26 protein-coding genes and 28 tRNA genes are annotated in these 20,671 nt (G+C 38.2%); 44 read left to right on the forward strand and 10 right to left on the reverse strand.

Annotated features, from left to right (window positions below; all coding sequences use genetic code 11):
• The first annotated feature begins 8 nt into the window (after nucleotides 1-8).
• The 6 genes from PP175_RS26510 (at nucleotide 9) to PP175_RS26535 (ending at nucleotide 5,363) form a co-directional block, all read left to right on the forward strand.
• On the forward strand, nucleotides 9-404 hold the full coding sequence (locus PP175_RS26510; protein WP_272444113.1) for a hypothetical protein: 396 nt from the start codon (nucleotides 9-11) through the stop codon (nucleotides 402-404).
• A 1,669-nt stretch (nucleotides 405-2,073) separates the two neighbouring features.
• The gene (locus PP175_RS26515; protein ID WP_272444114.1) at nucleotides 2,074-2,304 is read left to right on the forward strand and encodes a hypothetical protein; all 231 of its coding nucleotides are present in this window, start codon (nucleotides 2,074-2,076) and stop codon (nucleotides 2,302-2,304) included.
• Between the two features lie 34 nt (nucleotides 2,305-2,338).
• Complete coding sequence (locus tag PP175_RS26520; RefSeq protein ID WP_272444115.1) at nucleotides 2,339-2,515, forward strand: hypothetical protein; 177 nt, start codon at nucleotides 2,339-2,341, stop codon at nucleotides 2,513-2,515.
• A gap of 34 nt (nucleotides 2,516-2,549) precedes the next feature.
• Entirely contained in the window at nucleotides 2,550-2,927 is a 378-nt protein-coding gene (locus PP175_RS26525) for a DNA ligase LigA-related protein (protein WP_272444116.1), read from the forward strand.
• Entirely contained in the window at nucleotides 2,809-4,602 is a 1,794-nt protein-coding gene (gene ligA, locus PP175_RS26530; RefSeq protein WP_334314242.1) for an NAD-dependent DNA ligase LigA, read from the forward strand. Before PP175_RS26525 ends, ligA begins: the two co-directional genes overlap by 119 nt.
• A gap of 74 nt (nucleotides 4,603-4,676) precedes the next feature.
• The gene (locus tag PP175_RS26535; protein ID WP_272444118.1) at nucleotides 4,677-5,363 is read left to right on the forward strand and encodes a hypothetical protein; all 687 of its coding nucleotides are present in this window, start codon (nucleotides 4,677-4,679) and stop codon (nucleotides 5,361-5,363) included.
• A 49-nt stretch (nucleotides 5,364-5,412) separates the two neighbouring features.
• On the opposite strand, the gene PP175_RS26540 is transcribed toward PP175_RS26535, so the two are convergent.
• The 10 genes from PP175_RS26540 to PP175_RS26585 form a co-directional block, all read right to left on the reverse strand.
• Complete coding sequence (locus PP175_RS26540) at nucleotides 5,413-5,865, reverse strand: hypothetical protein (protein WP_272444119.1); 453 nt, start codon at nucleotides 5,863-5,865, stop codon at nucleotides 5,413-5,415.
• 210 nt (nucleotides 5,866-6,075) lie between these two features.
• The gene (locus PP175_RS26545) at nucleotides 6,076-6,351 is read right to left on the reverse strand and encodes a hypothetical protein (protein ID WP_272444120.1); all 276 of its coding nucleotides are present in this window, start codon (nucleotides 6,349-6,351) and stop codon (nucleotides 6,076-6,078) included.
• Nucleotides 6,352-6,420: 69 nt separating this feature from the next.
• A complete protein-coding gene (locus tag PP175_RS26550; RefSeq protein WP_272444121.1) occupies nucleotides 6,421-7,116 on the reverse strand; it encodes a hypothetical protein in 696 nt (231 codons plus the stop codon).
• 59 nt (nucleotides 7,117-7,175) lie between these two features.
• Complete coding sequence (lepB, locus tag PP175_RS26555; RefSeq protein WP_272444122.1) at nucleotides 7,176-7,730, reverse strand: signal peptidase I; 555 nt, start codon at nucleotides 7,728-7,730, stop codon at nucleotides 7,176-7,178.
• A 30-nt stretch (nucleotides 7,731-7,760) separates the two neighbouring features.
• Nucleotides 7,761-8,489: a hypothetical protein gene (locus tag PP175_RS26560; protein WP_272444123.1), complete on the reverse strand. Its 729-nt coding sequence runs from the start codon at nucleotides 8,487-8,489 to the stop codon at nucleotides 7,761-7,763.
• Nucleotides 8,490-8,640: 151 nt separating this feature from the next.
• A complete protein-coding gene (locus PP175_RS26565; protein WP_272444124.1) occupies nucleotides 8,641-9,567 on the reverse strand; it encodes a CPBP family intramembrane glutamic endopeptidase in 927 nt (308 codons plus the stop codon).
• Nucleotides 9,568-9,641: 74 nt separating this feature from the next.
• Complete coding sequence (locus PP175_RS26570; RefSeq protein WP_272444125.1) at nucleotides 9,642-10,199, reverse strand: HNH endonuclease; 558 nt, start codon at nucleotides 10,197-10,199, stop codon at nucleotides 9,642-9,644.
• 207 nt (nucleotides 10,200-10,406) lie between these two features.
• Nucleotides 10,407-10,871, reverse strand: coding sequence for a single-stranded DNA-binding protein (ssb, locus tag PP175_RS26575; RefSeq protein ID WP_272444126.1), 465 nt, complete (start codon nucleotides 10,869-10,871; stop codon nucleotides 10,407-10,409).
• A gap of 106 nt (nucleotides 10,872-10,977) precedes the next feature.
• A complete protein-coding gene (locus PP175_RS26580; RefSeq protein WP_272444127.1) occupies nucleotides 10,978-11,622 on the reverse strand; it encodes a YfbR-like 5'-deoxynucleotidase in 645 nt (214 codons plus the stop codon).
• A gap of 14 nt (nucleotides 11,623-11,636) precedes the next feature.
• Nucleotides 11,637-12,347, reverse strand: coding sequence for a hypothetical protein (locus tag PP175_RS26585; RefSeq protein WP_272444128.1), 711 nt, complete (start codon nucleotides 12,345-12,347; stop codon nucleotides 11,637-11,639).
• 184 nt (nucleotides 12,348-12,531) lie between these two features.
• On the opposite strand from PP175_RS26585, the gene PP175_RS26590 reads away from it, so the two are divergent.
• The 38 genes from PP175_RS26590 to PP175_RS26775 all read left to right on the forward strand — a co-directional run bounded on the left by PP175_RS26590 (nucleotide 12,532) and on the right by PP175_RS26775 (nucleotide 20,631).
• Nucleotides 12,532-12,963 (forward strand): hypothetical protein, encoded by a 432-nt coding sequence (locus PP175_RS26590; protein WP_272444129.1) that lies wholly within the window; start codon nucleotides 12,532-12,534, stop codon nucleotides 12,961-12,963.
• A 421-nt stretch (nucleotides 12,964-13,384) separates the two neighbouring features.
• Nucleotides 13,385-13,474: transfer RNA gene (locus tag PP175_RS26595), tRNA-Ser, on the forward strand.
• A 3-nt stretch (nucleotides 13,475-13,477) separates the two neighbouring features.
• Nucleotides 13,478-13,554 (forward strand) — tRNA-Cys (locus PP175_RS26600).
• Between the two features lie 4 nt (nucleotides 13,555-13,558).
• Nucleotides 13,559-13,634 (forward strand) — tRNA-Thr (locus PP175_RS26605).
• A gap of 4 nt (nucleotides 13,635-13,638) precedes the next feature.
• Nucleotides 13,639-13,713 (forward strand) — tRNA-Asn (locus PP175_RS26610).
• A 161-nt stretch (nucleotides 13,714-13,874) separates the two neighbouring features.
• A complete protein-coding gene (locus PP175_RS26615) occupies nucleotides 13,875-14,096 on the forward strand; it encodes a hypothetical protein (protein ID WP_272444130.1) in 222 nt (73 codons plus the stop codon).
• Between the two features lie 95 nt (nucleotides 14,097-14,191).
• Nucleotides 14,192-14,482 carry a hypothetical protein gene (locus PP175_RS26620; RefSeq protein WP_272444131.1) on the forward strand — a complete coding sequence of 97 codons (291 nt, stop codon included), beginning with the start codon at nucleotides 14,192-14,194 and terminating at the stop codon, nucleotides 14,480-14,482.
• A gap of 22 nt (nucleotides 14,483-14,504) precedes the next feature.
• Nucleotides 14,505-14,578 (forward strand) — tRNA-Asp (locus tag PP175_RS26625).
• Nucleotides 14,579-14,581: 3 nt separating this feature from the next.
• Nucleotides 14,582-14,657 (forward strand) — tRNA-Gln (locus tag PP175_RS26630).
• 4 nt (nucleotides 14,658-14,661) lie between these two features.
• Nucleotides 14,662-14,737, forward strand: a tRNA-Asn gene (locus PP175_RS26635).
• A gap of 1 nt (nucleotide 14,738) precedes the next feature.
• Nucleotides 14,739-14,812, forward strand: a tRNA-Trp gene (locus PP175_RS26640).
• Between the two features lie 3 nt (nucleotides 14,813-14,815).
• Nucleotides 14,816-14,890: transfer RNA gene (locus PP175_RS26645), tRNA-Asp, on the forward strand.
• Nucleotides 14,891-14,971: 81 nt separating this feature from the next.
• A tRNA-Leu gene (locus tag PP175_RS26650) sits at nucleotides 14,972-15,055 on the forward strand.
• Nucleotides 15,056-15,234: 179 nt separating this feature from the next.
• Nucleotides 15,235-15,450 carry a YiaA/YiaB family inner membrane protein gene (locus PP175_RS26655; protein WP_272444132.1) on the forward strand — a complete coding sequence of 72 codons (216 nt, stop codon included), beginning with the start codon at nucleotides 15,235-15,237 and terminating at the stop codon, nucleotides 15,448-15,450.
• 133 nt (nucleotides 15,451-15,583) lie between these two features.
• Nucleotides 15,584-15,659 (forward strand) — tRNA-Ile (locus PP175_RS26660).
• Nucleotides 15,660-15,664: 5 nt separating this feature from the next.
• Nucleotides 15,665-15,755 (forward strand) — tRNA-Ser (locus PP175_RS26665).
• Between the two features lies 1 nt (nucleotide 15,756).
• Nucleotides 15,757-15,832 (forward strand) — tRNA-Ile (locus PP175_RS26670).
• Between the two features lie 4 nt (nucleotides 15,833-15,836).
• A tRNA-Glu gene (locus tag PP175_RS26675) sits at nucleotides 15,837-15,911 on the forward strand.
• 74 nt (nucleotides 15,912-15,985) lie between these two features.
• Nucleotides 15,986-16,417: a GatB/YqeY domain-containing protein gene (locus tag PP175_RS26680; RefSeq protein WP_272444133.1), complete on the forward strand. Its 432-nt coding sequence runs from the start codon at nucleotides 15,986-15,988 to the stop codon at nucleotides 16,415-16,417.
• A 44-nt stretch (nucleotides 16,418-16,461) separates the two neighbouring features.
• Nucleotides 16,462-16,536 (forward strand) — tRNA-Glu (locus PP175_RS26685).
• 5 nt (nucleotides 16,537-16,541) lie between these two features.
• Nucleotides 16,542-16,618 (forward strand) — tRNA-Met (locus tag PP175_RS26690).
• A gap of 110 nt (nucleotides 16,619-16,728) precedes the next feature.
• Nucleotides 16,729-16,810 (forward strand) — tRNA-Leu (locus PP175_RS26695).
• A gap of 1 nt (nucleotide 16,811) precedes the next feature.
• Nucleotides 16,812-16,888 (forward strand) — tRNA-Pro (locus PP175_RS26700).
• 75 nt (nucleotides 16,889-16,963) lie between these two features.
• Nucleotides 16,964-17,024: transfer RNA gene (locus PP175_RS26705), tRNA-OTHER, on the forward strand.
• A gap of 8 nt (nucleotides 17,025-17,032) precedes the next feature.
• A tRNA-OTHER gene (locus PP175_RS26710) sits at nucleotides 17,033-17,115 on the forward strand.
• Nucleotides 17,116-17,291: 176 nt separating this feature from the next.
• Nucleotides 17,292-17,369 (forward strand) — tRNA-Pro (locus tag PP175_RS26715).
• Between the two features lies 1 nt (nucleotide 17,370).
• Nucleotides 17,371-17,446: transfer RNA gene (locus tag PP175_RS26720), tRNA-Val, on the forward strand.
• Nucleotides 17,447-17,451: 5 nt separating this feature from the next.
• A tRNA-Met gene (locus PP175_RS26725) sits at nucleotides 17,452-17,525 on the forward strand.
• Between the two features lie 132 nt (nucleotides 17,526-17,657).
• Nucleotides 17,658-17,742, forward strand: a tRNA-Leu gene (locus PP175_RS26730).
• 394 nt (nucleotides 17,743-18,136) lie between these two features.
• Nucleotides 18,137-18,228, forward strand: a tRNA-His gene (locus tag PP175_RS26735).
• Between the two features lie 8 nt (nucleotides 18,229-18,236).
• Nucleotides 18,237-18,323, forward strand: a tRNA-Tyr gene (locus tag PP175_RS26740).
• A 15-nt stretch (nucleotides 18,324-18,338) separates the two neighbouring features.
• Nucleotides 18,339-18,427: transfer RNA gene (locus tag PP175_RS26745), tRNA-Tyr, on the forward strand.
• 5 nt (nucleotides 18,428-18,432) lie between these two features.
• Nucleotides 18,433-18,524 (forward strand) — tRNA-Ser (locus tag PP175_RS26750).
• Between the two features lie 28 nt (nucleotides 18,525-18,552).
• A complete protein-coding gene (locus PP175_RS26755) occupies nucleotides 18,553-18,783 on the forward strand; it encodes a hypothetical protein (protein ID WP_272444134.1) in 231 nt (76 codons plus the stop codon).
• A gap of 118 nt (nucleotides 18,784-18,901) precedes the next feature.
• Entirely contained in the window at nucleotides 18,902-19,213 is a 312-nt protein-coding gene (trxA, locus tag PP175_RS26760; RefSeq protein WP_272444135.1) for a thioredoxin, read from the forward strand.
• 146 nt (nucleotides 19,214-19,359) lie between these two features.
• On the forward strand, nucleotides 19,360-20,160 hold the full coding sequence (locus PP175_RS26765; protein ID WP_272444136.1) for a hypothetical protein: 801 nt from the start codon (nucleotides 19,360-19,362) through the stop codon (nucleotides 20,158-20,160).
• Between the two features lie 48 nt (nucleotides 20,161-20,208).
• Nucleotides 20,209-20,481, forward strand: a complete 273-nt coding sequence (locus PP175_RS26770) for a hypothetical protein (RefSeq protein WP_272444137.1) — start codon at nucleotides 20,209-20,211, stop codon at nucleotides 20,479-20,481.
• Nucleotides 20,482-20,631 carry a hypothetical protein gene (locus PP175_RS26775; RefSeq protein ID WP_272444138.1) on the forward strand — a complete coding sequence of 50 codons (150 nt, stop codon included), beginning with the start codon at nucleotides 20,482-20,484 and terminating at the stop codon, nucleotides 20,629-20,631.
• Nucleotides 20,632-20,671: the final 40 nt, after the last annotated feature.

Consider the following 20,671-nt stretch of genomic DNA (forward strand, 5'->3'; position numbering starts at 1 on the left):
ACAACAACATGGCATCCATTAAACAACGTATAAACAAAGAAGATATTCTGTTCATGGAAACACAAGAAGAAATTCTACACACCATTAGAAATCCCCTGGTGGATTGTCTTCTACAAATAGACAACGTCCTTCTAAAACCTTATCAGACAACAAAAGCCAGAAACAAATATCAATTTAAACTTTATGAGGTAGCGTTAGATACCAAAAATGACATGTTTTATGCCATTCTTAAACATATCGAAAATGTTGTACGCACGTTTGTTGAGACCATTAAACATTACCTGGAAGAAAAATACGATATCAAACTGAATTTTACGATAGGTGATACATGTGACTTTGCTCATTTATCCCTTGAAACGGTATACGGATTAATTGATAAAGAGTTACCAGACGCTTCCTTTTGACTGGAATTCACAGAAGAGGTAAATCGAGAACTTAAATGGAGCAAACAGGAAGTAGTCTTTTGTTGAGAATCGCTAACCTTCCCACACAAAAAGCCAACCTCGTACATACAAGGTTGGCTCTTGAGAATGCTCCCCCTTTATTCTGCATATAAGATAGAACAGAACAAAAAAGACGGGAAACACATGATTTAGGTGTTGCTTTTACCAGTTTAGACTTTCAATAGGAAAAAACCTTACACTGTATAAAGAAATCCAAAAGGTAGTTTGAATTAAGAAATTACAGTTTCTTAATTCAACACACTGAAATTCAAGATATATCTTATTATATCATGAATCGCACTGGATATAACAGTTTATATAGGTCGTATTTCCGTTGAGGAGTAGATTCTTTCTTTCCTCATGGAAAAGAATATCTACTTCATTTGTTCGAGTTTAATAATGAGGTAGGTGATAAACACTTTGAAATTTAACCTTCGCCATCTCATTCTAAATGGTTTGAGAACGTTTGTGGGAACACAGATTATAACGTTTTTCCCAGTGTTGTTTCCTTTAATAATTGTAGCTAATTTGTTGGGGATAATTGCTATCGACAAATATTATTGGAAACAACCGTTCTTTAATCACAAAAGAATGATTTGGAACTGCTTGCTCTTGGTTTGGAATATGGTTTCTGCCATGATTAGTGTAGAAGGACATGGACTTATTGCATTTGGTCTTAGTCTTCTCGTAAGTTGGTTAGGAACACTATTGTTTGAAACTAAGTAAGTTGTACGAAGGTATATCCTAAAGTGCATTCAGACGAGTAGAGTTTTCTTCTCGTTACATATACCCTCAAGCGATAAAAACATAATGTAAAAATATAAGTAAAGGAGTCATAAAATATGAGAGTCTTTAACATTACTATTAATAAATTAAGCCGATATTCTTCTTCCTTATTGTTCATTTCATATATTTTGCTGGCAGGTATTCCTCTATGCATAGACGCAAAAATGTCCTTTTTACCCATGCGGGATGTATTGGGATGCTTCTGTTTTATCTTTATTCAAATCATAGCTGTGATTGTTTTTAGAAGATACAAGCAAAGAAAAGGAGAATTCACACTTACAGTAGATGAAGGTTATATCTTTATGCCTTCCACTTTTCCTCTCTATTTATTGATTTACGTTACACCTTCTGTTTTATATTTTTCGTTATTCGTTCCGTTATTCCTTTCATTTTTGTTTCCAGTTGCCTATATGAACAAATTATGTAAGCCTTCCTCCACTTCAGTTTGAGTGGAGTTTTTCTATCCAACAAGAAGCGAAAAAGCATAACCAGGAATTAGGCTATATCGTATTAGAGTCCTAATCATATATAACGATTTATACGGTAGATTGGCGTTTAAATACCCAAAGACAATGCATTTTAGTTCTTAACCAAAGTACAGTATCCTTTCTAGGGGTGCTGTTCTTTTTTTATTTCACCGTTTTTGTAAATTATATTTTACTATTTATTAATTATATAGTACAATAAAAACAATATACATAGATAGTGAATCTTACTTAATTTCTCTGTTCGCCCTCTTTTTTCTTTGAATCAATCCCCTTTTTACAATCTACAATATAGTGATTTATATAAAAAAGGAAAGATATTATCTTACAGTGAAAAGGGAGAGATATTTATAGCAAGCATGATGAATGGTTATCATTATGACATGGCAAAGAAAGGCGCAAATGAATACGCTGTTCGAGTTGATGGAACAAAGGTCATTATGCGAAGCACTTACGCTTCGGCTTTAGATGTATACAATTACGTCAAAGAAACGATGATGGCAAGTGAGCAGTCCTATTCTGTTGAACTCGTTAAAGAATATGACGCAAAAACGAAATCCCGTATGGATGTCGTTGTGAAAAGTGCGTAACGCTTTTACTTATTTTACAAAAGGAGAGATTTTAATGAAGACCTCGTTGGATGTTGTGAATTCAGGTTATAATGCTATTATTCAAAACGGTGAGTCATTTAGCATCGTAGGCGGTAAGGAAAACATTTTGTTCGTACAACACGCACAAACAAAAGAAATCACTTCCATTGCAGTTGAAAACGTTCAAAACTTCTGCACACAACAAAAATAAAAGGAAAGAACTACTTATAGGGAGGAACTTAACAATGGCAAACGAAATCGTATTAGATAAGGATTCTGCAAAGCAACGTATCGCATTTCTTCAAGAGGAAGTCACTAAACATGACAAACTCTATGAAATGAACAATCCAATTATCACCGATACGGAGTATGACAAACTCTATAGGGAACTTGTACAGTTGGAACTGGCGAATCCAGAGTTCATCACACCAGAATCCCCAACTCAACGCATTGTTGCGGTGATGGTAGATGGTTTAAAAAAAGGTAACACACTCGACTCCGATGTTGTCTCAGGAAAAAGTTCACACAGGAGAAGAAATTGTGAAATTCAGCAAAAAAGCCAACAGCCGTATTATCGCTCAACAAAAACTGGATGGACTTACCATTGTTCTTACCTACGATAATGGAGACTTACAGTTAGCCGTGACGAGAGGCAATGGGTATATTGGCCAGGCGGTTACACACAACGTTCGCACGTTCAAAGATGTACCCAAACACATTCTTTTCCAAGGAAAATTGGAAGTACGCATGGAAGCAGTCATTCCTTTCGTGGAATTCCAACGAATTAATGTCAATGGGGAATATGCTAATGCTCGTAACTTGGCTTCTGGAACGATGTCTCAACTGGATGCTAACATTGCCAAAGACCGAAACATGATGGGAATTGTGTTTGATTTGGTATCTGCAGAAGGTGTAGAATTCTCTACCGATGTAGAAATGTTAGAGTTCTTAAAAACTCAAGGATTCCATGTGGTTCCATATGAGGTCTTTGACAACACTGAAGAAGGCATAACGGCTTTGGTAGACTACTGTCTCACCTATCATAAGACGATTCGAAAAACCCTACCCTATCAGATTGATGGATTGGTTCTTAAATTTGACGATTTGGAGATTCGTGAGGAGTTAGGTTACACCGCTAAATTTCCACGTTGGGGCTGTGCCTTTAAGTTTGAATCGGAAGATGCGACAACCACACTAAATAAGGTTGTAGAGCAGGTTGGAAAAAGTGGACAAATTACGCCTGTTGCTGAATTTGATACCGTGGAAATTGATGGGGTTAAAATCAGTCGTGCAACCCTTCATAATTACGGAAATGTATCGGACAAAGAATACTATGTTGGTGGGAAGTTACGTAAAGGAAAAGACATTCGTATTGGAGACCGTATTGTTGTCACCAGAGCAAATGATGTCATTCCGCAAGTGGTTCAAAGTATTAAGGATGTTCGTACTGGAAATGAACAAATTATTGAAGCTCCTACCCACTGCCCTGCATGTGGTTCCCCTACTGAATGGGATGGAGAAAACCTATTCTGTACAGGACTCGATTGCAGACCGCAATTAGAAGGTAAGCTTGAACATTTCGTCAGTCGAAAAACACTTAATATTGATGGATTAGGCGATAAAACCATCAAACTACTGTTGGAAAAAGGATTTATCTCTTCCGTCACGGATATTTATAAGCTCCATGAAAATGAAGCGGAAATCACCACAATGGATGGGTTCGGTAAGAAGAAATATGATAAAATGATAGAGGGAATTGAAGCATCGAAGAAAAATCCTCTCCATCGTGTGCTATATGCTTTGTCTATTCGTCATATTGGTGAATCATCATCAAAAGATGTATCTAAATCCTTCAAGAACATGGATGAAATCATTGAGCTTTCCAAGGATGTTGATGCGTTCCGTGCCAAACTCCTTACCATTAATGATTTTGGAAGCACCATGACCGAAAGTATGGTTGACTTCTTTACCAACGTGAAGAACATTGAAGCGATTCGTGAACTTCAAGCCGTTGGATTTACAATGGAAAGTGAGTATCAGGGACAAGCTCCTGCAGGAACCTCTCTAGAAGGGAAAACCTTCGTAATTACAGGGAAACTTTCCAAAGGTAGAGATGAATTCAAATCACTAATTGAATCTTTAGGTGGCAAAGTAAGTGGTTCGGTTAGCAAGAAAACCACTTATCTCTTGATGGGTGATGGTGAAGAAGGTTCTTCCAAACACCAGAAAGCCTTGGAATTAGCCGAATTCGTCACCATCCTTAACGAGGAAGCTTTCAATAAACTAATTGAGGCGTAACAGGAGAAAATATAAAGCTAAAAAGAAAGGCTTCTCTAATTAAAGAGGAGCCTTTCTTTTAAGAGGGAGGAATAATGGTGAGCGAATATCATGTAACGAATATGGATATCCGTTACAAGGAAGTCTTCTTTACTGTAAACGAGAAGTCTAAGTATAAAATTCCAAGCAAGATGTATCCCGTTTCCAGTAAAAAGAACCTGGTGCTTTTTCATAGCGAGAATACGGTTCCGCTTACACGAGATGATGTGATTAAAGCTATCGATAATATTGACCTTCCCATTGGACGTTGTTATTCCAACTCCGAACGCATTCGTCTAATCGGAGAACAAATAGGCGTTTCCTTAGAATTCTATTCTGGATGGGTTTTTAAAATTGGAGATATGCCTAAACATCACGCCTGGATAGTCTATCAACACCAGGAAGGCATCAGTATTATTGATTCCCTTAAAGAAAATTTATTTAGAGAAGCCGCTAATCGTTATCCAGTTGATTACACGCAAGCCGATTGGAGAAAGCAAGCCACTCAATCCGTTAAGAAGGTTAGTAAAGAGCTTCCTTTCAACCATCAACAAATCATCATCGGACAAGCATTAGTAGGTATGTTGTACGTGGGTTCCCCTGATACAATCGACAATGCCCGTAAACTCTACAACGATACCATAGATGTATTTCCTAACCACCCTTCTTACCTGGGTGAAGGAGATAATACACAAGGAAGAAGCAAGCTACAAGAGGAGTTTGCTAGAAATGGCATTATATAAAGAGGAAGCAAAAAAGAGACCTATTCGGTCTCTTTTCGCATTTCCTATACTATTGCGTCTGTTCAGTCTTCGCTTCTACATCAAATAGTCGTTTATTTAACAGTTGGATTTTGGTTTCCTTTACATCCATCTGTTTTTTTATGTGAGAAAGCATTCCAATAACAGATTCTTCTTGTGCTTGTTCAATACGGTCAACCGTTTCTTTTATGTTTTGCACGTCTTTTTGCATGAGGCTTAATCGATTATCCATTCTTTCTTGATTTTCCTCGATGACACTAAATCTTTTATCTGCTCTTTCCTGATTATCTTCTATAGAACTTAGGCGTTTTTCTACTCTTCCCTGATTATCCTCTATAGAACTTAGGCGTTTTTCTACTCTTTCCTGATTATGCTGAATGGAATTTAATCTTTCATCTGTTCTTTCTTGATTTTGCTGTAGTCTTTCCATTTGTTCTTGCATCCGTTTTTGCCCTTCAAGTAACTGCTTAAGTAGTTCCTCCAAGACAATCACTCCTTTAGATTTATTATACCATCTGACATCAATATTTCCTGTAAGAACTTTTTTCAGCTTGCCAATCCTGTTTTTATCTTTTCATCTCTCCTTTATGAAATTAGAATATTCTAGTCTATTGTCTGTGTTTGTAAATTATATGTAGTTGGTTCATATTAATAAAAAAGATGGTAGGATTTTGTTTCCCGCCATCTCTCTGGTTCATTTTTTGGTTGTCTGTGTCTGATTCATCATGTTTGACACTTGATTTAAGTTATCCGTAGATTGTTGCATCCTTTGTTGCATATCATTCATGACACTTTGCGTGGTTAGTTCTTTACCAGTTGCCATATAGTATTTGTATTTGATTGCATCCATTGTTCCACCGATATTGGTATAAGAAACGAATAAAAACAATAAAACAAACAAGCTCAATACTTTAAAACAGACTTTTGTAATAAAAATAATGATTCTGGCAAAAAATTCCCATAGCACCATTCACCGTCCCTCCTTTAGTTAGCGTAAATCAAAATATTTTATAAAAAAATAGGAAGGCTTCGCTTCCTATTAAATCGCCATTTTAAGCTGATAGAAATCCTCGACTTCTTTTTTGACTTCCTTTATGCCCTCACAAATGACATCCAACCGTTCTTGTTTTTCTACTTCTTCAATCTTGATTTGAAACGTAAAATCAATGCAGTACCCGTTTTCATCTCTATCAAAATAAACAAGTCCTGACTGATATTCAAACAATTCTTGTGGGTATGTGAGCATTTCTTTCAGTTGATTAAAGATAGCACCCAAACGTAAAACAGCAAACTTCTCAACAAATCCTCTTTTCTTCATTAAATTCAAAAGGTCTTCTTCTTTGACATCAAAGTATGACATCGTAAATTCTCCATCCAGGCAAAATCTACGTGTAAGAAGAATGGCTTCCTTATCCAATTCACTTTCTGTTTTCAAGTGGTTAATCTCATGCTCTTCTAGCTTTTTATCGACTTCAGTACGAAGAATCTCATACTCCGCAAAAATCTCTTCTTTGCTTTTTGTGAATGCAGGTTTGGTGAGTAGATATGCTTGAAATTCATCGATTTTCATGGCTTCATCTTTGATGCACATGTACGTGTTCATATCCAGAACTTTGTTTTCCATCATCTGTTCAAGGGATAATATCAATGAATCTTTGATTAGCTTCGGATATTCCTTTTCCAACTCGACTTTATACTGAATGAGTTCCATCCCTTTTTGATTGATTTTGTTCATAGCCTACCTCCTTTACATTAATTTTTATATTCTATAATCCAACATGGCTTATCATAAGGTTATTTGTCCTGAATTTGGTTGATTGGGAATACACGAAACATGATTTTACCAATGATTTGTGACTTATCAACCAATCCCACTTCAGGGAATCTACTGTCGAGACTATTGCCTCGATTGTCACCCATTACAAAAATTTTATTGCTTGGAACAATAATATCCACATTTGCAATCGTTTGCTGTCCATGAATATAAGGCTCATTGAGCATGTTGTTATTTACAGTGACTTTTCCATCTTTGATTTGAATTCTATCTCCAGCAACCGCAATAACCCGTTTGATTAGCACTTTATCTTGAGCCAAGTTGGTGTTGAACACCACAATGTCTTTGTAGTGTGGCATGGTATTGTGATATGCGGTTCGATTCACCATTAAGTAATCTTTGTCATGTAAAGTAGGATACATCGATGTACCCATTACAAGGGTCGGTTTCACAAAGGTTGTCACGATAATAGCCACAAGAAATGCGATAACAATTACAATTAGCCAGTCCTTGACTTCTTTCCATAGTTTTATTGGTTTAATTGGGTCTTCTTGTTCGTTTAATTTAGGTTCCAAAAAGCATCATCCTCCTTTTTTATTCCAAAATTATTTCTTTAATTTCATCAATCCTTTTATGATTTCTTCTCGTATGGATAAGAATGTGACCTCTGTCACTTCCACTTTCAGACGATACAACGTACAGACGCTATACATAGAATCCTTTTCATGAACGACCTTCTTTTCAATTTCTTCTATATCTGACTGAAAAGCAAAGCACTTCTCAATTACGTCTTTGATATTCGGGGCATGGGTACGAATGATTTTATCCACTTCACCAGGATTTAGATTGTAGTATTCAAAGTTATTAAAGACTTGAATGAAAATTTCTATTTCACTGTTAGGGTTTGAATCAAAAGATATTTTATATATGAGTTCCTTTTCAAAGGATAACAGTTCTTTATCGATGGAATTATCAAGCCGATTTTTCGCCCCTTTGATGTTGAATTTCGCTAAAAAATTCGCATCAAATAATTTGTCACGAAGCGTCTGCTCATTCTCTTTAATATATTTTAATTTCATTTCAAGTTCATAGATGTCATTAAAATGATTTTTTAAATCCGTTAAGGCATCCGAAACTATTTTATCAAACGTAATCTTCGTGATGCTCAAAATTTTATCTTCGTCGATTTCAACTAATTGACCAAAGTCAGTGACAAGTATAACAGAATGAGCACTTACCCCTAAGACAATGCCTTTCACATTACGTAAAGTATGGTCTGTATTTTCACTTTCAATTTGTAAGCGGTTGTTAATTTTTATCTCGTCAAAATTCAAATACGGTTCCTCCTTCATATGTTTTTATTATAATATAGCAACCTCATGGACTGATACGAATAGCAGGTTCTATAGGGTTTGAATCATAACATTATAGTTTTTTACAGGCAATAAAATAGCCTTTCTATTTTGTAAGAAAGGCTTGGGATGTTTAAGTTAGTTTCGTTAAAAATAAAATTGAAAGGAAATAACAAACAAACGGTACACTGACATAAAGATAGCTCCATCTATTTTTTCGTTTTTCTTTCTCTTCTTCAATTACTTCATATTCGATAAGCGGTTGGGGATTCCATTTTTTCAGCTTCTTAAAGAGAAAACGGGTCACCCAAATCGAAAATGCAAAAAGTAAAAGGACCATGATAACGGCAAAAACGATAACGGATGGAGGCATAGAAGAAGGCATGGGTGTGCTTTGTGTTGGCTTTTGCACGTTCCCTAGTAACGCCACGCCAATAACAGCAATGGTATTATTGGTGGCATGTGCTATCATTCCTGGAATAATGGAGTTGGTGGTATAAAGCAGGTAGCCAAGCAAAATTCCTAAAAGGAATGGGGCAACAAAATTGTAAGGGTTCATATGAAACATGCCAAAAAGAAAGGCAATGTATACAATCGCAAACCGTTTGCTCTTATGTTGCATGCCACGAATCAGAATACCTCTAAACATGGCTTCTTCTAAGATGCCTGGTAGAATCCCAACACCTAGCAGTCCAATGCAAAAGTTTAGCTGTTGCATGAGATTCACGTTATCAAACGTTTTGGGCATGCTGGGAAGCATTGAGATAACACAGGCATTAAGTCCTGCAATCACAGGATACATAACAATCGGGATTATCATGCTTACGAGAGCGGTTTTCCATCCGATTGGGTTCAGTCTAAGAAAAGATTGGATGCTTTGTTTTCTTTTGTACTTCCAGGTAAAAAAGATAACAGGAGGGGCAACCAAAATCAATTCATTAAGAAGAACATAAAGGTTCATTGAAGGATTTAAAACGGAGATACCAACACTTCCTGCTATAAAATAAAGAAAAAATAAGAAGTAGGTGAGGTTGGCTTTTCTAAAGGTTAATGGGTTCATTCTTCCCTCCTCTTCACATTTTTGTTTCTATCATAGTGAAAGGACGCATCCGTTACCATACAAAATGTGCTCAATCAATCCTTACGTGTTAAAACACTTAAATCTAATTCCCACTCCATTTTGCTTCTCATTTCAAAGAGTTGGAATGCTTCTGCAATATATTTCAATACATCTTCATCTTTCCATCCATTTACCTTTTTGATATGTTCTCGTACGATTTCTTCCATGCCATGTGTCAGGGCGTATCCCCAATGTTTGGTCTTATGGCATTTCACACATAAGGCTTGTAACCCTTCTAGCCTTTGCACTTGGGTTTTGCTATTATATGACCAGATTTCATGAGATTCCACAGGATGTTGTTCCCCTACTCCTCCGCAAATTTCACATTTGTAGCCCGCTCGTCTGTAGACGGCTCTTCGTAAGGTATCCCAATCCTCCTTCATTTCAGAGCGCACGTTATGTTCCCAATTGGAGGCGGGAACCAATTCTACGGTTAAAGGGATAAATGGATTAAAAATCGAGATGACTTTATCTTCTGGTACATAAAAACTTTTCATCCGCCCATCATATTTGGCTCCATATTGTACCGCTAAGTCTTCATATTCATTTGGCACTCGTATTCTTGTTTTCAATGGCTTCTCTCCTTTCTTGATGTTATTTTATGGGATAAAGCGAAAATTCAATCGCATTGGCATTTCCTTGTACTGCCTTGTCATCATGTTTAGAAACAAAAAAGAGACCTATAGGGGTCTCCATTCATTGTTTATCTGTATGTTTTATGTACGCAAAAAGAGGTCAATTATGACCTCTTTAGAGATACTTTTTTTAACTTGTTTCCCTTAAAATGGTAAATCGTCATCACTGATGTCAATTGGTCTTTGGTCACCAGCAAATGGATTTTCATTTGATTGTTGTGAACTACTTGAATTTGAATGAGTAGCATTCGAATTAGTAGCATTCGAACCAGCAGAAGCATTCGAACCAGTAGGAGCACTTAAGAATTGAACTTGTTCAGCCACAACTTCTGTGACATAAACACGTCGTCCCTCCCCATTTTCATAATTGCGAACCTGGATACGACCCACAACAGCGGCTTGCTGTCCTTTTTTGAGATACTGCGAACATAATTCGGCTTGTTGTCTCCAAACAACAACGGGGATAAAATCAGTTTCCCGTTCGCCTTGTTGATTCGTCGTTCTACGGTCAATTGCTAATGTAAATGTACCAACTGCAACACCATTTGGCGTGTAGCGTAATTCAACGTCCTTGGTTAATCTTCCTGTTAAAACTGCATTGTTAATCATAAGTAAAAACATCCTTTCCTATTCAGGTCAATTTTGTAGTTTTTAACTACGCCTGTTTCATCAAATTTATATATCATATACAAAAGAAAAAAATATAATTCCTTGATTAAGAAATCAAGCTCTTTTCGTCTTTAATCGATTCAATGAAACGATAGACGTTTTCGCCATAATACTCCCGAATATCAAGACCAAGCTCGCCTAGATTTTCTTTCAGGAAGTATTTCACGCTCGCTAAGTCGATGGTAATGAGGCTTTCTGTTACGGACACTAAAATTTCGCCAAAGTCTTCTTGATTACCCAACTTGATTTCCTCAACGGATTCAAAAATGGTATCAATGATGTCAGCCGCACGTAGGATTTCCCCTTCAAGCGTACCGTCTTTGGCATAGAGAATATACTGTCGATACTCTTCTATCCATTCTTGCGGAATAATCTTGGTAAATTTTTCGTTGAACACAATAATTTCTGCTTCATCAACGGCTTTCTTCATCGCTTCGGTGATGCGTTTCGTTTTGCTTAAAATGTCACCTGTGAAGAGTTCCACTTCATCATGCGAAATGCAACGTTCTAGAAGCAATCCCATGTTCACGTTGTTTCCATATTGTGTTTCAATCTTCGCTAACCCTTGTGCAATCTTTGCCACTGACCAGGAATGTTCAGCTACACTACGTTGCTTAAACTTAAATAAATTTTGGTAACGTTTCAGATGCATCAATCCACGAATTTTGTACATATAGGTTCCAAACGACATACATTTCTCCTCCTTTATTCAGGTGTGACAATCTCATAGCCATATTTGGCTGAAAAACTTTCCGCTACCGAATACTGCATGTTTTCAAAAGGCTTGATTTCATCTCGTAATCGCTCAACCGCTAACCGTTGACTTATCACTCGTTGTTCCACTTCCATTGAAGCTTCCAGATAATCTTTGTATTTATTCAACACTTCTTTTTCAAAGTGTTTTTTTCGAAACACAATTTGTGCTTTCTGTAGTGGGTTCTTTGCGTAAGAGAGAATATTGTTTTTATATCCTTCATATTCTTGCATGCCTTTAAGCAAGGTTTCGTACTCCGCTTCCATAGAGGCAAGCTTCGTTTTTTCTTTTGCAATTATGCTATGCCGTGCAATGATGAACTTCTTCTCATAAATATTGAGGATACCTACTTCTTCTTCTCCGTAACACAATGACAATGGAGCGGGATAGCGATTGCTATCATAAATGAATTCAAAGTCTTTTAATGTGCGTGATAAATGCGGAACCAATAGCTGATAAAGATAATCCTGCAGTTCATGGATTTCTACAGTTTCACCTATCAGTTCGGGAGATTGTTCAACGACATGAGTTAGTAGATTTTCAGAACCACTCCTAAATAAATCGGTGAGAATGACGTCTGGATTTTCTTTTGCTTGGATTAATAACGCCATGTAGGTGTCGAGTCTTGTTTTGGCGTATTGGAGTAAAGTTTCGAAATCCATTTCGTTCCTCGATTCTAAAAAAATTCTCTAAATTCATTATAACACACTATAACTCTTTTACAATACTGTAAAGTAATTTTTACAATTTATTTTGTATATAGTGCAATAGAATATAGGAGAGGGGCAATCGTTATCTATTAAAGCAACTTTCAATTAAAGAAATCGAGTAGAAAGGAGGATTCAAATGGAATTAAAAAATAGCGTTGAAACCGTCATTATAAAACGTTTAAAAAGAAATCAAATGCTTCTTGGCGTCTCCATCCTTATCGCTTTAGGTGTGGCTTACATGGGGATGCGGGCTGGATATACCTATGACCTTTTTGCTCTTTATTTTGTTATCATGGGGGCTTTTACGCTTCCTGCCATTCATCAATGTAAAAAAGACTTGCTCGCTTTCCAGAGGAATCGTTTAAGTTTTACAGAGGGAAAGTTAGTGGATGTGTTCCCCGAAAAAGATGGGAGTGGGATGTGGACTCTTTTTCTTAAAGTTCAAGGAGAAAAAGAAATCGTGGAATTTAGTGTTCCCACCCAACCATCCGTCTCAGTGGATGCCACTATCAAAGTGCATCACACACCACTCTTAAAAGTACCTGTTCGTGTAGATATCGTAGGATAAACGTCAGCCCCTCCCCATTCTATTGAATATCTTGTTATTTTCCTGCATATAAAAAGAGAAGTCATAGACAACCTAGATAAAGCTAGAACCACTCTACGACATTTTTTTTCGAATAAAACCGTTGACAATAGTCTATAGTGATGATATATTGATTTCAAGTTCAACAAAACAGCAAAATTTTACAAGAGAAATGGAGGTAATTGGATTATGTTATTCTTATCAACATCAACTTTAGAACAACCATCATATAGTCAAAATGTGAACCATGATAATCAATGGCTTATTCTTGACTGCCAATTTACCGACAACTCAACACATCGATATACGAGGAACAAACATCGTTTTTGATACGATTACTTTTTGCCAATCACAATAATTTGAGATGACAAGGGTTGTTCTTCGGAGCAACCCTTTTTGTTATGGAGAGGTAGTCCAACGGTAAGACAACAGACTGCTACTCTGTCGGGAAGTGTGCCTTCCTTTGTGGGTTCGAATCCCATCCTCTCCGCCATATGCAAGTGTACCCAAGTCTGGTACGGAAATGGATTGCAAATCCATCTGTCGTAGGTTCAAATCCTATCACTTGCTCCACTTTGCTGGATTAGCTCAATCGGTAGAGCACCTGATTTGTAATCAGGGGGTTAGGAGTTCGATTCTCTTATTCAGCACCATAATTCCGAAGTAGCTCAACGGTAGAGCGTCTGACTGTTAATCAGATGGTTGTTGGTTCGATTCCGACCTTCGGAGCCATCTATGAGGTGACTACATTAGAAATGTTAACTCGCAGGGGTATCGCATGAGTGAAAGGCTCATGGCGTAGGCACACGGATGCGTCCACACGCCCTGGGGAAGTGCCTGTTGGTGTGAATCCAACTCACCTCACTACTTATTTAAGGAAGTGAAAAGTTAAGATGTCCTTTCAAATTAAAGACAAACGTACTGGAAATTTTCTTGATGAACATCATCACTTGTACGGACAGGTATACGTCAATCAATACGGCAATGCTTACTACATTTATGAAGCAGAGGACGATGATGGTGACCTAACGGAATACGTCTCCAAATTGGACGATGACTACGAAGTTGTTTTTGATGGAAAACAATCTGACCGTGATTCCAAAACCGATAAGTAACGATAAAAACGAAGAAGCGATTGATAAAGGAGGAGAAACCCTGATGAAAATAAAGAAAACCGCCTTCTAAGTACCTGAAAGGAGGTGCTTAGAAAATGAGTCGCAGTTATAAGAAACAGCCCATCATTAAAGACCACGATTCAGGTAAAGCAGGCAAAAACTTTGCCAACCGAAAAGTAAGGCGATACAAACAAGCCTTACCTAATGGGAAAGCCTATCGTAAAATTTACGAAACGTATGATGTCCATGATTATGTATCAAGGTATTCGTATGAAAACTTCCAACACGATAAAGAAGCGGAAGAAAAACAAGTCCAAAACGGAACAAGAAATTATCGTTTCTGTTTAAGTGAACATGATTGGGCGAAGTATTATAAATGGAAATAGGGAAAATTCTTCCCATTCCAATGGTGGATTCGTACAACGGCAGTACAATCGGCTGTCTACCGATTAACAGGGGTTCAACTCCCCTATCCATCGCCATATTGGAGAGTAGCCAAGTTGGTAAGGCACACGACTTTGACTCGTGTATGCAGGGGTTCGAGTCCCTTCTCTCCAACCAATATTGAGAAGTAGCTCAGTTGGTAGAGCATTCGTCTGTTAAACGAATGGTCATGGGTTCGAGTCCCATCTTCTCAGCCATAGGGGTATAGTTTAACGGTAGAACAGGGGTCTCCAAAACCTCTGATGTAGGTTCGATTCCTACTGCCCCTGCCAAATGGTGGATTCGTATAGTGGTTAATACAATCGGCTGTCTACCGAATAACAGGGGTTCGATTCCCCTATTCACCGCCATAATCGGAGGATAGTGTTAATGGAAAACACGCTTGGTCGCTACTTGCTTATCGGTTCGATTCCGTGCCTCCGACCAATTATACAGGAGTGATGGAATGGCAGACATGACAGACTTAAAATCTGTCGCCTATGGGCGTGGGGGTTCGACTCCCCTCTCCTGTACCAAAACGTTAGACACTCATATATTATAGCCTAGAGGTTCAGGGGTCTCCTTAATCCCTTTGAGTGCAAGCAGTTTTAAGCAAATGAAGATGTTCCTGCTTATTAAAAACATCTTCGATTACATTCCGTTATTTTTCATTCCCTTTGTGTATATCGTTACATAAAAAAAGGGGGGTGAAAGATTGAAACGAAAAAACACAACCGCATTTACTTTTTTAGCCTGGTTTTCCTTTGTTGCCGCTGTGATTGCCATGTACATCGGTATTTACACGTTGCAAGAACCGCTTTCCGTTAAAGGATATTATGCGGTAACAGCCGCTTTTCTTATCATGTCATCTTTTGTACTACAAAAAACCATACGTGATAACGAGGACAACAAAGACCAGGATGAAGAATAAATAGACATAGGGTTCGCAAAGTGCAAAACACAATCAGGAAGTTGGATTTGTTTCCTCAAAGTGTGAACACAAGCTGTAAAAAAGCACCGAAAGACTAATCCCCTTTTAGGCAGGCTTTACCACTTTTCATTCTACTGCTATAGCTCAGTCGGCAGAGCACCATCCTGATAAGATGGAGGTCAGTGGTTCAATTCCACTTGGCAGTACCAAATATGGGGGGTTGGCAGAGAGGTAATGCTTCGGTCTTGAAAACCGATGACTACGTGATGAGCGTAGCGGGGGTTCGATTCCCTTACCCTCCTCCATACTGGTGTAGCTCAAGCGGAAGAGCATACAACTTATAATTGTAAGGTTGGTGGTTCAAACCCACCCATCAGTACCAATGTGGCGTGTTCGTCAAGTGGCTAAGACAATTGGCTTTCTCCCAATTATCGTGGGTTCAATTCCCACACACGCTACCATTTATCGCTAGGAAAAACAGAAATTTAGGACTGTCTTTTACCATACAAACTCAAACAGAAAGAAGGATTGTATCATGACGATGCAAGAGCGAATCATGGCAGAAATGAAAGAAGCCATGAAGCAAAAAGAAACGGTGCGAAAAGGCGTGCTTACCCTTTTACGTGCTGGATTATCCAATGCAGAAAAAGAAAAACGTTCTCCACTAACGGAAGCCGAAGAAATCGCAATCGTCCAACGAGAACTCAAACAAACTCGACAATCTTTAGCGGAAGCTGAAAAAGCAAACCGACAGGATATTGTGGAACAAGAGACAGCCAAAATTGTGGTGATACAAGCCTATCTACCTGCCCAAATGTCCAAGGAAGAAATCAAGGATGCCCTTGAAAAACTTGGTGTGGTAAAAGGGATGACGATAGGTGATGCGATGAAACTCGCAAAAGGTTCTCTTGCTGGTAAAGCTGAAAACGGGCTTATTTCGCAAGTTGTACGAGAACTGATAGCTTAACAAAAAAATGTGAAGGGAAAGAGGATTCTCTCCCCTTCCGCAATGGCGTGTTCGTCAAGTGGTTAAGACAATTGGCTTTCTACCAATTATCGTGGGTTCGATTCCCACACACGCTACCAATTATCGCAGAGGGCAAGGCTTGGTTAGTCTGGTGAGGCTCATACCCTTACAACGGTGGTTCGATTCCATCCTCTGCAACCAAATGGGAGAACACTTGAAATGTAATGGACAATCCGTTGATTGTCGCACGGTAGGCTCACTACCTACTTCTCCCTCCTCCTTTTTTATCCCGTTTCTTTTCTAACTTGTATATCGGAGTGGCGGAATCGCAGACGCAATTGCCTTAGAAGCAGGTCGAAAGACGTAAGGGTTCAAGTTCCTTCTCCGATACCATCAGGGTATCGTTCAGTTTGGAAGAACGTCTGTATAGGGAACAGAAGGTCGTAGGTTCAAATCCTACTACCCTGACCATACAAAAATTTTTTACGCAATATCAAATTGACTTTAGTCTATAAACAAAATATAATTGTTTATAGAAAACTTAATGGGTGCATCGCTCAGTGATAGAGCAATCGGAATGTCGAAGGTTCGAATCCTTCTGCACCCCACCTTGTCGTCGGAATGATGGAAATGGCAGACAAAGCGTTGAAAAGCGTGGAACCGAATGGTTCGTGAGGGTTCGAATCCCTCTTCCGACTTCCTTTGATTATCGGGGTGAGGTTTAGAAAGAAAGTTGGGTGAAATGATATATCTTAGCTTTCTCTTCTAACTTGGGTGAGACTCCCAACATTCCGTAAACTTTCTGGTTGAGAGTTTTGTCTTATGATAAGACACTTTGGCGGATATGTATTCGTTATCTATCCGCCACTTTTTTCAGGATATAGCTCAGTTTGGCTAGAGCACATACCTTGGGAGTATGGGGTCGCAGGTTCAAATCCTGCTATTCTGACCATAGGGGATTAACTCAGTGTGTAGAGTGCTTGGTTTACACCCAAGAAGTCATCCGTTCGAATCGGATATCCCCTACCAATTATCGCAGAGTAGTGTAGTGGTAAAACAGAGGATTCATTCTCCTTATTCGGGGGTTCGATTCCCCCCTCTGCAACCAATATGGAGTTTTTTTGGACAGAATTCAATCTTGTTCTGTGCAGGGTTTGGAGTCGTGATAGTTTGTTCTGAGTTGTTATCCAAGAAAACAGCGTGTTAAATTCCTATAAATTTATCTAGCAACCTTACTATTGTCGGAGTGACGGAATGGCAGACGTGGCACACTCAAAATGTGTTGTCCTCGTGACGTGAGGGTTCGACTCCCTTCTCCGACACCATTTCAAACAAAACAAAATTTCATCCTATCGTTGATGTTCTGATTGTGGCGAAATACGTAGACGCTATCACGTAGAGTATCACTTATAGAATCCTTCATTTGTAGCCTATAGGTGCAGAATTCATAAGGAACCTGGGAACATACTACTCATGTCGGCAGAGACCAGTACGCAAAATGGATATATCTTTCCGTCGAAAGATTGAAAAAAGGGCATTTAATAGTCGCAAATCATTTGGTGAATCCTTATGAATCTATCTGACAAGCCCCCTGTAACGTACAGTGGTAGACAAATGAACGCTATAAGGCGACATAAACGGTTACGATACTCATGTATGGTGGAAATCCATACCTTTCAGAACACGAACGATGGAATGAATGATTCCATGCAAATAATGGTGAGTGTGGTGGGATTAGGCAGTACACGCTGGACTGTGAATCCAGTAGCGTCTTCGGACGCTTGCGAGTTCGACTCTCGTCATTCACCCCAAATATTATGGGTAGATATCCAAATTGGTGAAGGAAGCGGTCTGTAAAACCGTAACGTAAGAAACATTGTTGGTTCGAGTCCAACTCTACCCGCCATATTATTTCTGATTTGGGCAGGTATCCAAGAGGCTGAAGGACGCAGACTGTAAATCTGTTGCCATGTGCTAAACACGTTGGTTCAAATCCAACCCTGCCCACCATATATAGAGGAGTACCCAAGCGGTGAAGGGGCTTGATTGGAAATCAAGTAGCAGGACGCAAGTTCTGGCGTGGGTTCAAATCCCATCTCCTCTGCCATATAAATCTTAAAAAGAGGATGATTTCATTGGATACTAGAAAAGAACTACAACATTTATTGAGAAAAGGAAAAAAAGAGAAACCTTACACACACGCTTCCCATATCATTCGATATTCTGTTGATGACGGCGTTACAACAGATTTTGTAACCTGTTTATCAGACCAAATCGAAATGGCATTTAACTTTCTCATGGAAAAGAAAGCAAATTTTATTATTATTAATGAACTTGGAAAAGTTGCTATGTCGTATAATCGATAAACAACTACATATTGGTCAAAAGCGTATCACGTAGATACGCTTTTTTTAATTTTACAAAGTTATTATCTTCTTCTTATTGCGTAAAATATATGACCATTAAAAATAAGGAGGTTACTTTATGTTATCTGTGACAATGAACAACTTTGAACAAGAAGTAGAAAAATCCGATAGATTGGTTGTCCTTGATTTTTGGGCAACATGGTGTGGACCTTGCCGTGCGGTTGCCCCTGTTTTTCAATCGGTATCAGAAAAAATATCCGATGTCACATTCGGCAAAGTCGATGTGGATGAACAACCAAGTTTAGCAAGTAAATTTCAGATTATGAGCATCCCTACCATCCTGGCTATTAAGAATGGTGATGTCATAGACCAACATATCGGTGCAATTTCTAAAGATGACCTCGTAAAATTTGTTAAGAAGAATCAATAAAAATCCGCTCCCCCCGCAATCGGGGGGCTTTTTAATTTGATGGAATGCCCCACCCCTACTGCTTATGATTTTTTCTCTGCTCACTATAATATAAAAATTACACAAAACAGGGAAATACACATTTACTTAAAAAGGGAGAGATTACCATGCAATTGGTCAAAATCATAAGTGGGGGAATAGAGTTAGTAGAAGGAATCGTTCTGTATAACAACGGCAAGGCGTTAACGGTTCTTTCAACTAAGGGAAATCATCAGGTAATTCCACTGCATGTCACCCATCACATTGTTGTGGTTAGAAACCTAACGATTAAAGAAGAAATTGAGGTTTCCAGCATTCTTTCAACACATATCAAAATAGAAAAAACCAAAGCACAACTGCTCTTTGAAATGTTCCAATTTCATTCTTCTATAAATCCGAACAAAATCACAGAATTGAAAAAGGAACTTAACCAAGAAATTCGGTTTGCTTTTGAACAGGAACGCTATGTCATTCAATTAATAAAGGATGGACATCCACAACCCGCTCGCAACCGCTTGAACTTAGCGGATATTGAAGGAGAACTAACAGAAGTAGGTCATCAATCCCTTCAATTTTTAATCGATACGCAAGCGTTATTCCTTGATGAAAAAGGTGACTTCCATTTTGGTGTCGATTTCGTTGAACTTAGTGAAGCAGAACCGACAAAAGATGAATTAATCGGTATTTTAGAGGAGATTGTTCCTCTTTTTCACGAAGAGCCTGATAACAGTCTGGTTTCAAAAGAACTTGAAGTACTCTTGTCGGTAATGAAAAACAAGTTAGACGAATTGTTGGTGCTGTACCAAACCTACGTTGGAAATCACAATCCTCACCTGGTTGACATTATGCAACAACAATTCAGGGAAATCAAAGCGTTATTTCATCACATGATGATTCGTTTGCAACAGGCATCGGTTATCGGTGAATAGTGAAAAATTCGTACAAAACATCCGTTAATATACAATAGGAGGAAAATAGTGATAGAGAAAAGAGCGAGTCAACAATTGATAGAGATTTCAAATCGGATTCTCAACGAACTTTCTACGGAAGAACGTGAACTATTTCTTCAACAATTAGATAGCATACGATTCAAGGGAACTGCCATACACTCTAATATGTGTGGAAGTCTTGACATCCAACATTCAAACTTAATGGAGTATGAAGAAGATGGGAAACGTGCCTGTTTGGATTGTACAGCTAAACCTATGATAGAAGAAAAAGGGTCATACTCTGCAGAAAGGTTGATATAAATGGCAAAAAAGAAAGATTCATTTACGAATATAGATTGGTTAAAAGCCATTCAACAAATGACTAAAAAGACTGCCATTATCAACGTGAAAAATGCTGAGAAAAACAAAGCATCAAATGAAAGTTCTAAAAAAATAAAAGGATTTTCGTAAAAAAAGAGAGGTTGGATAAGGTTTTCTTATCCTTCCCCTC

The sequence above is a fragment of the Aneurinibacillus sp. Ricciae_BoGa-3 genome, from assembly GCF_028421645.1.
Lineage (GTDB): Bacteria > Bacillota > Bacilli > Aneurinibacillales > Aneurinibacillaceae > Aneurinibacillus_B.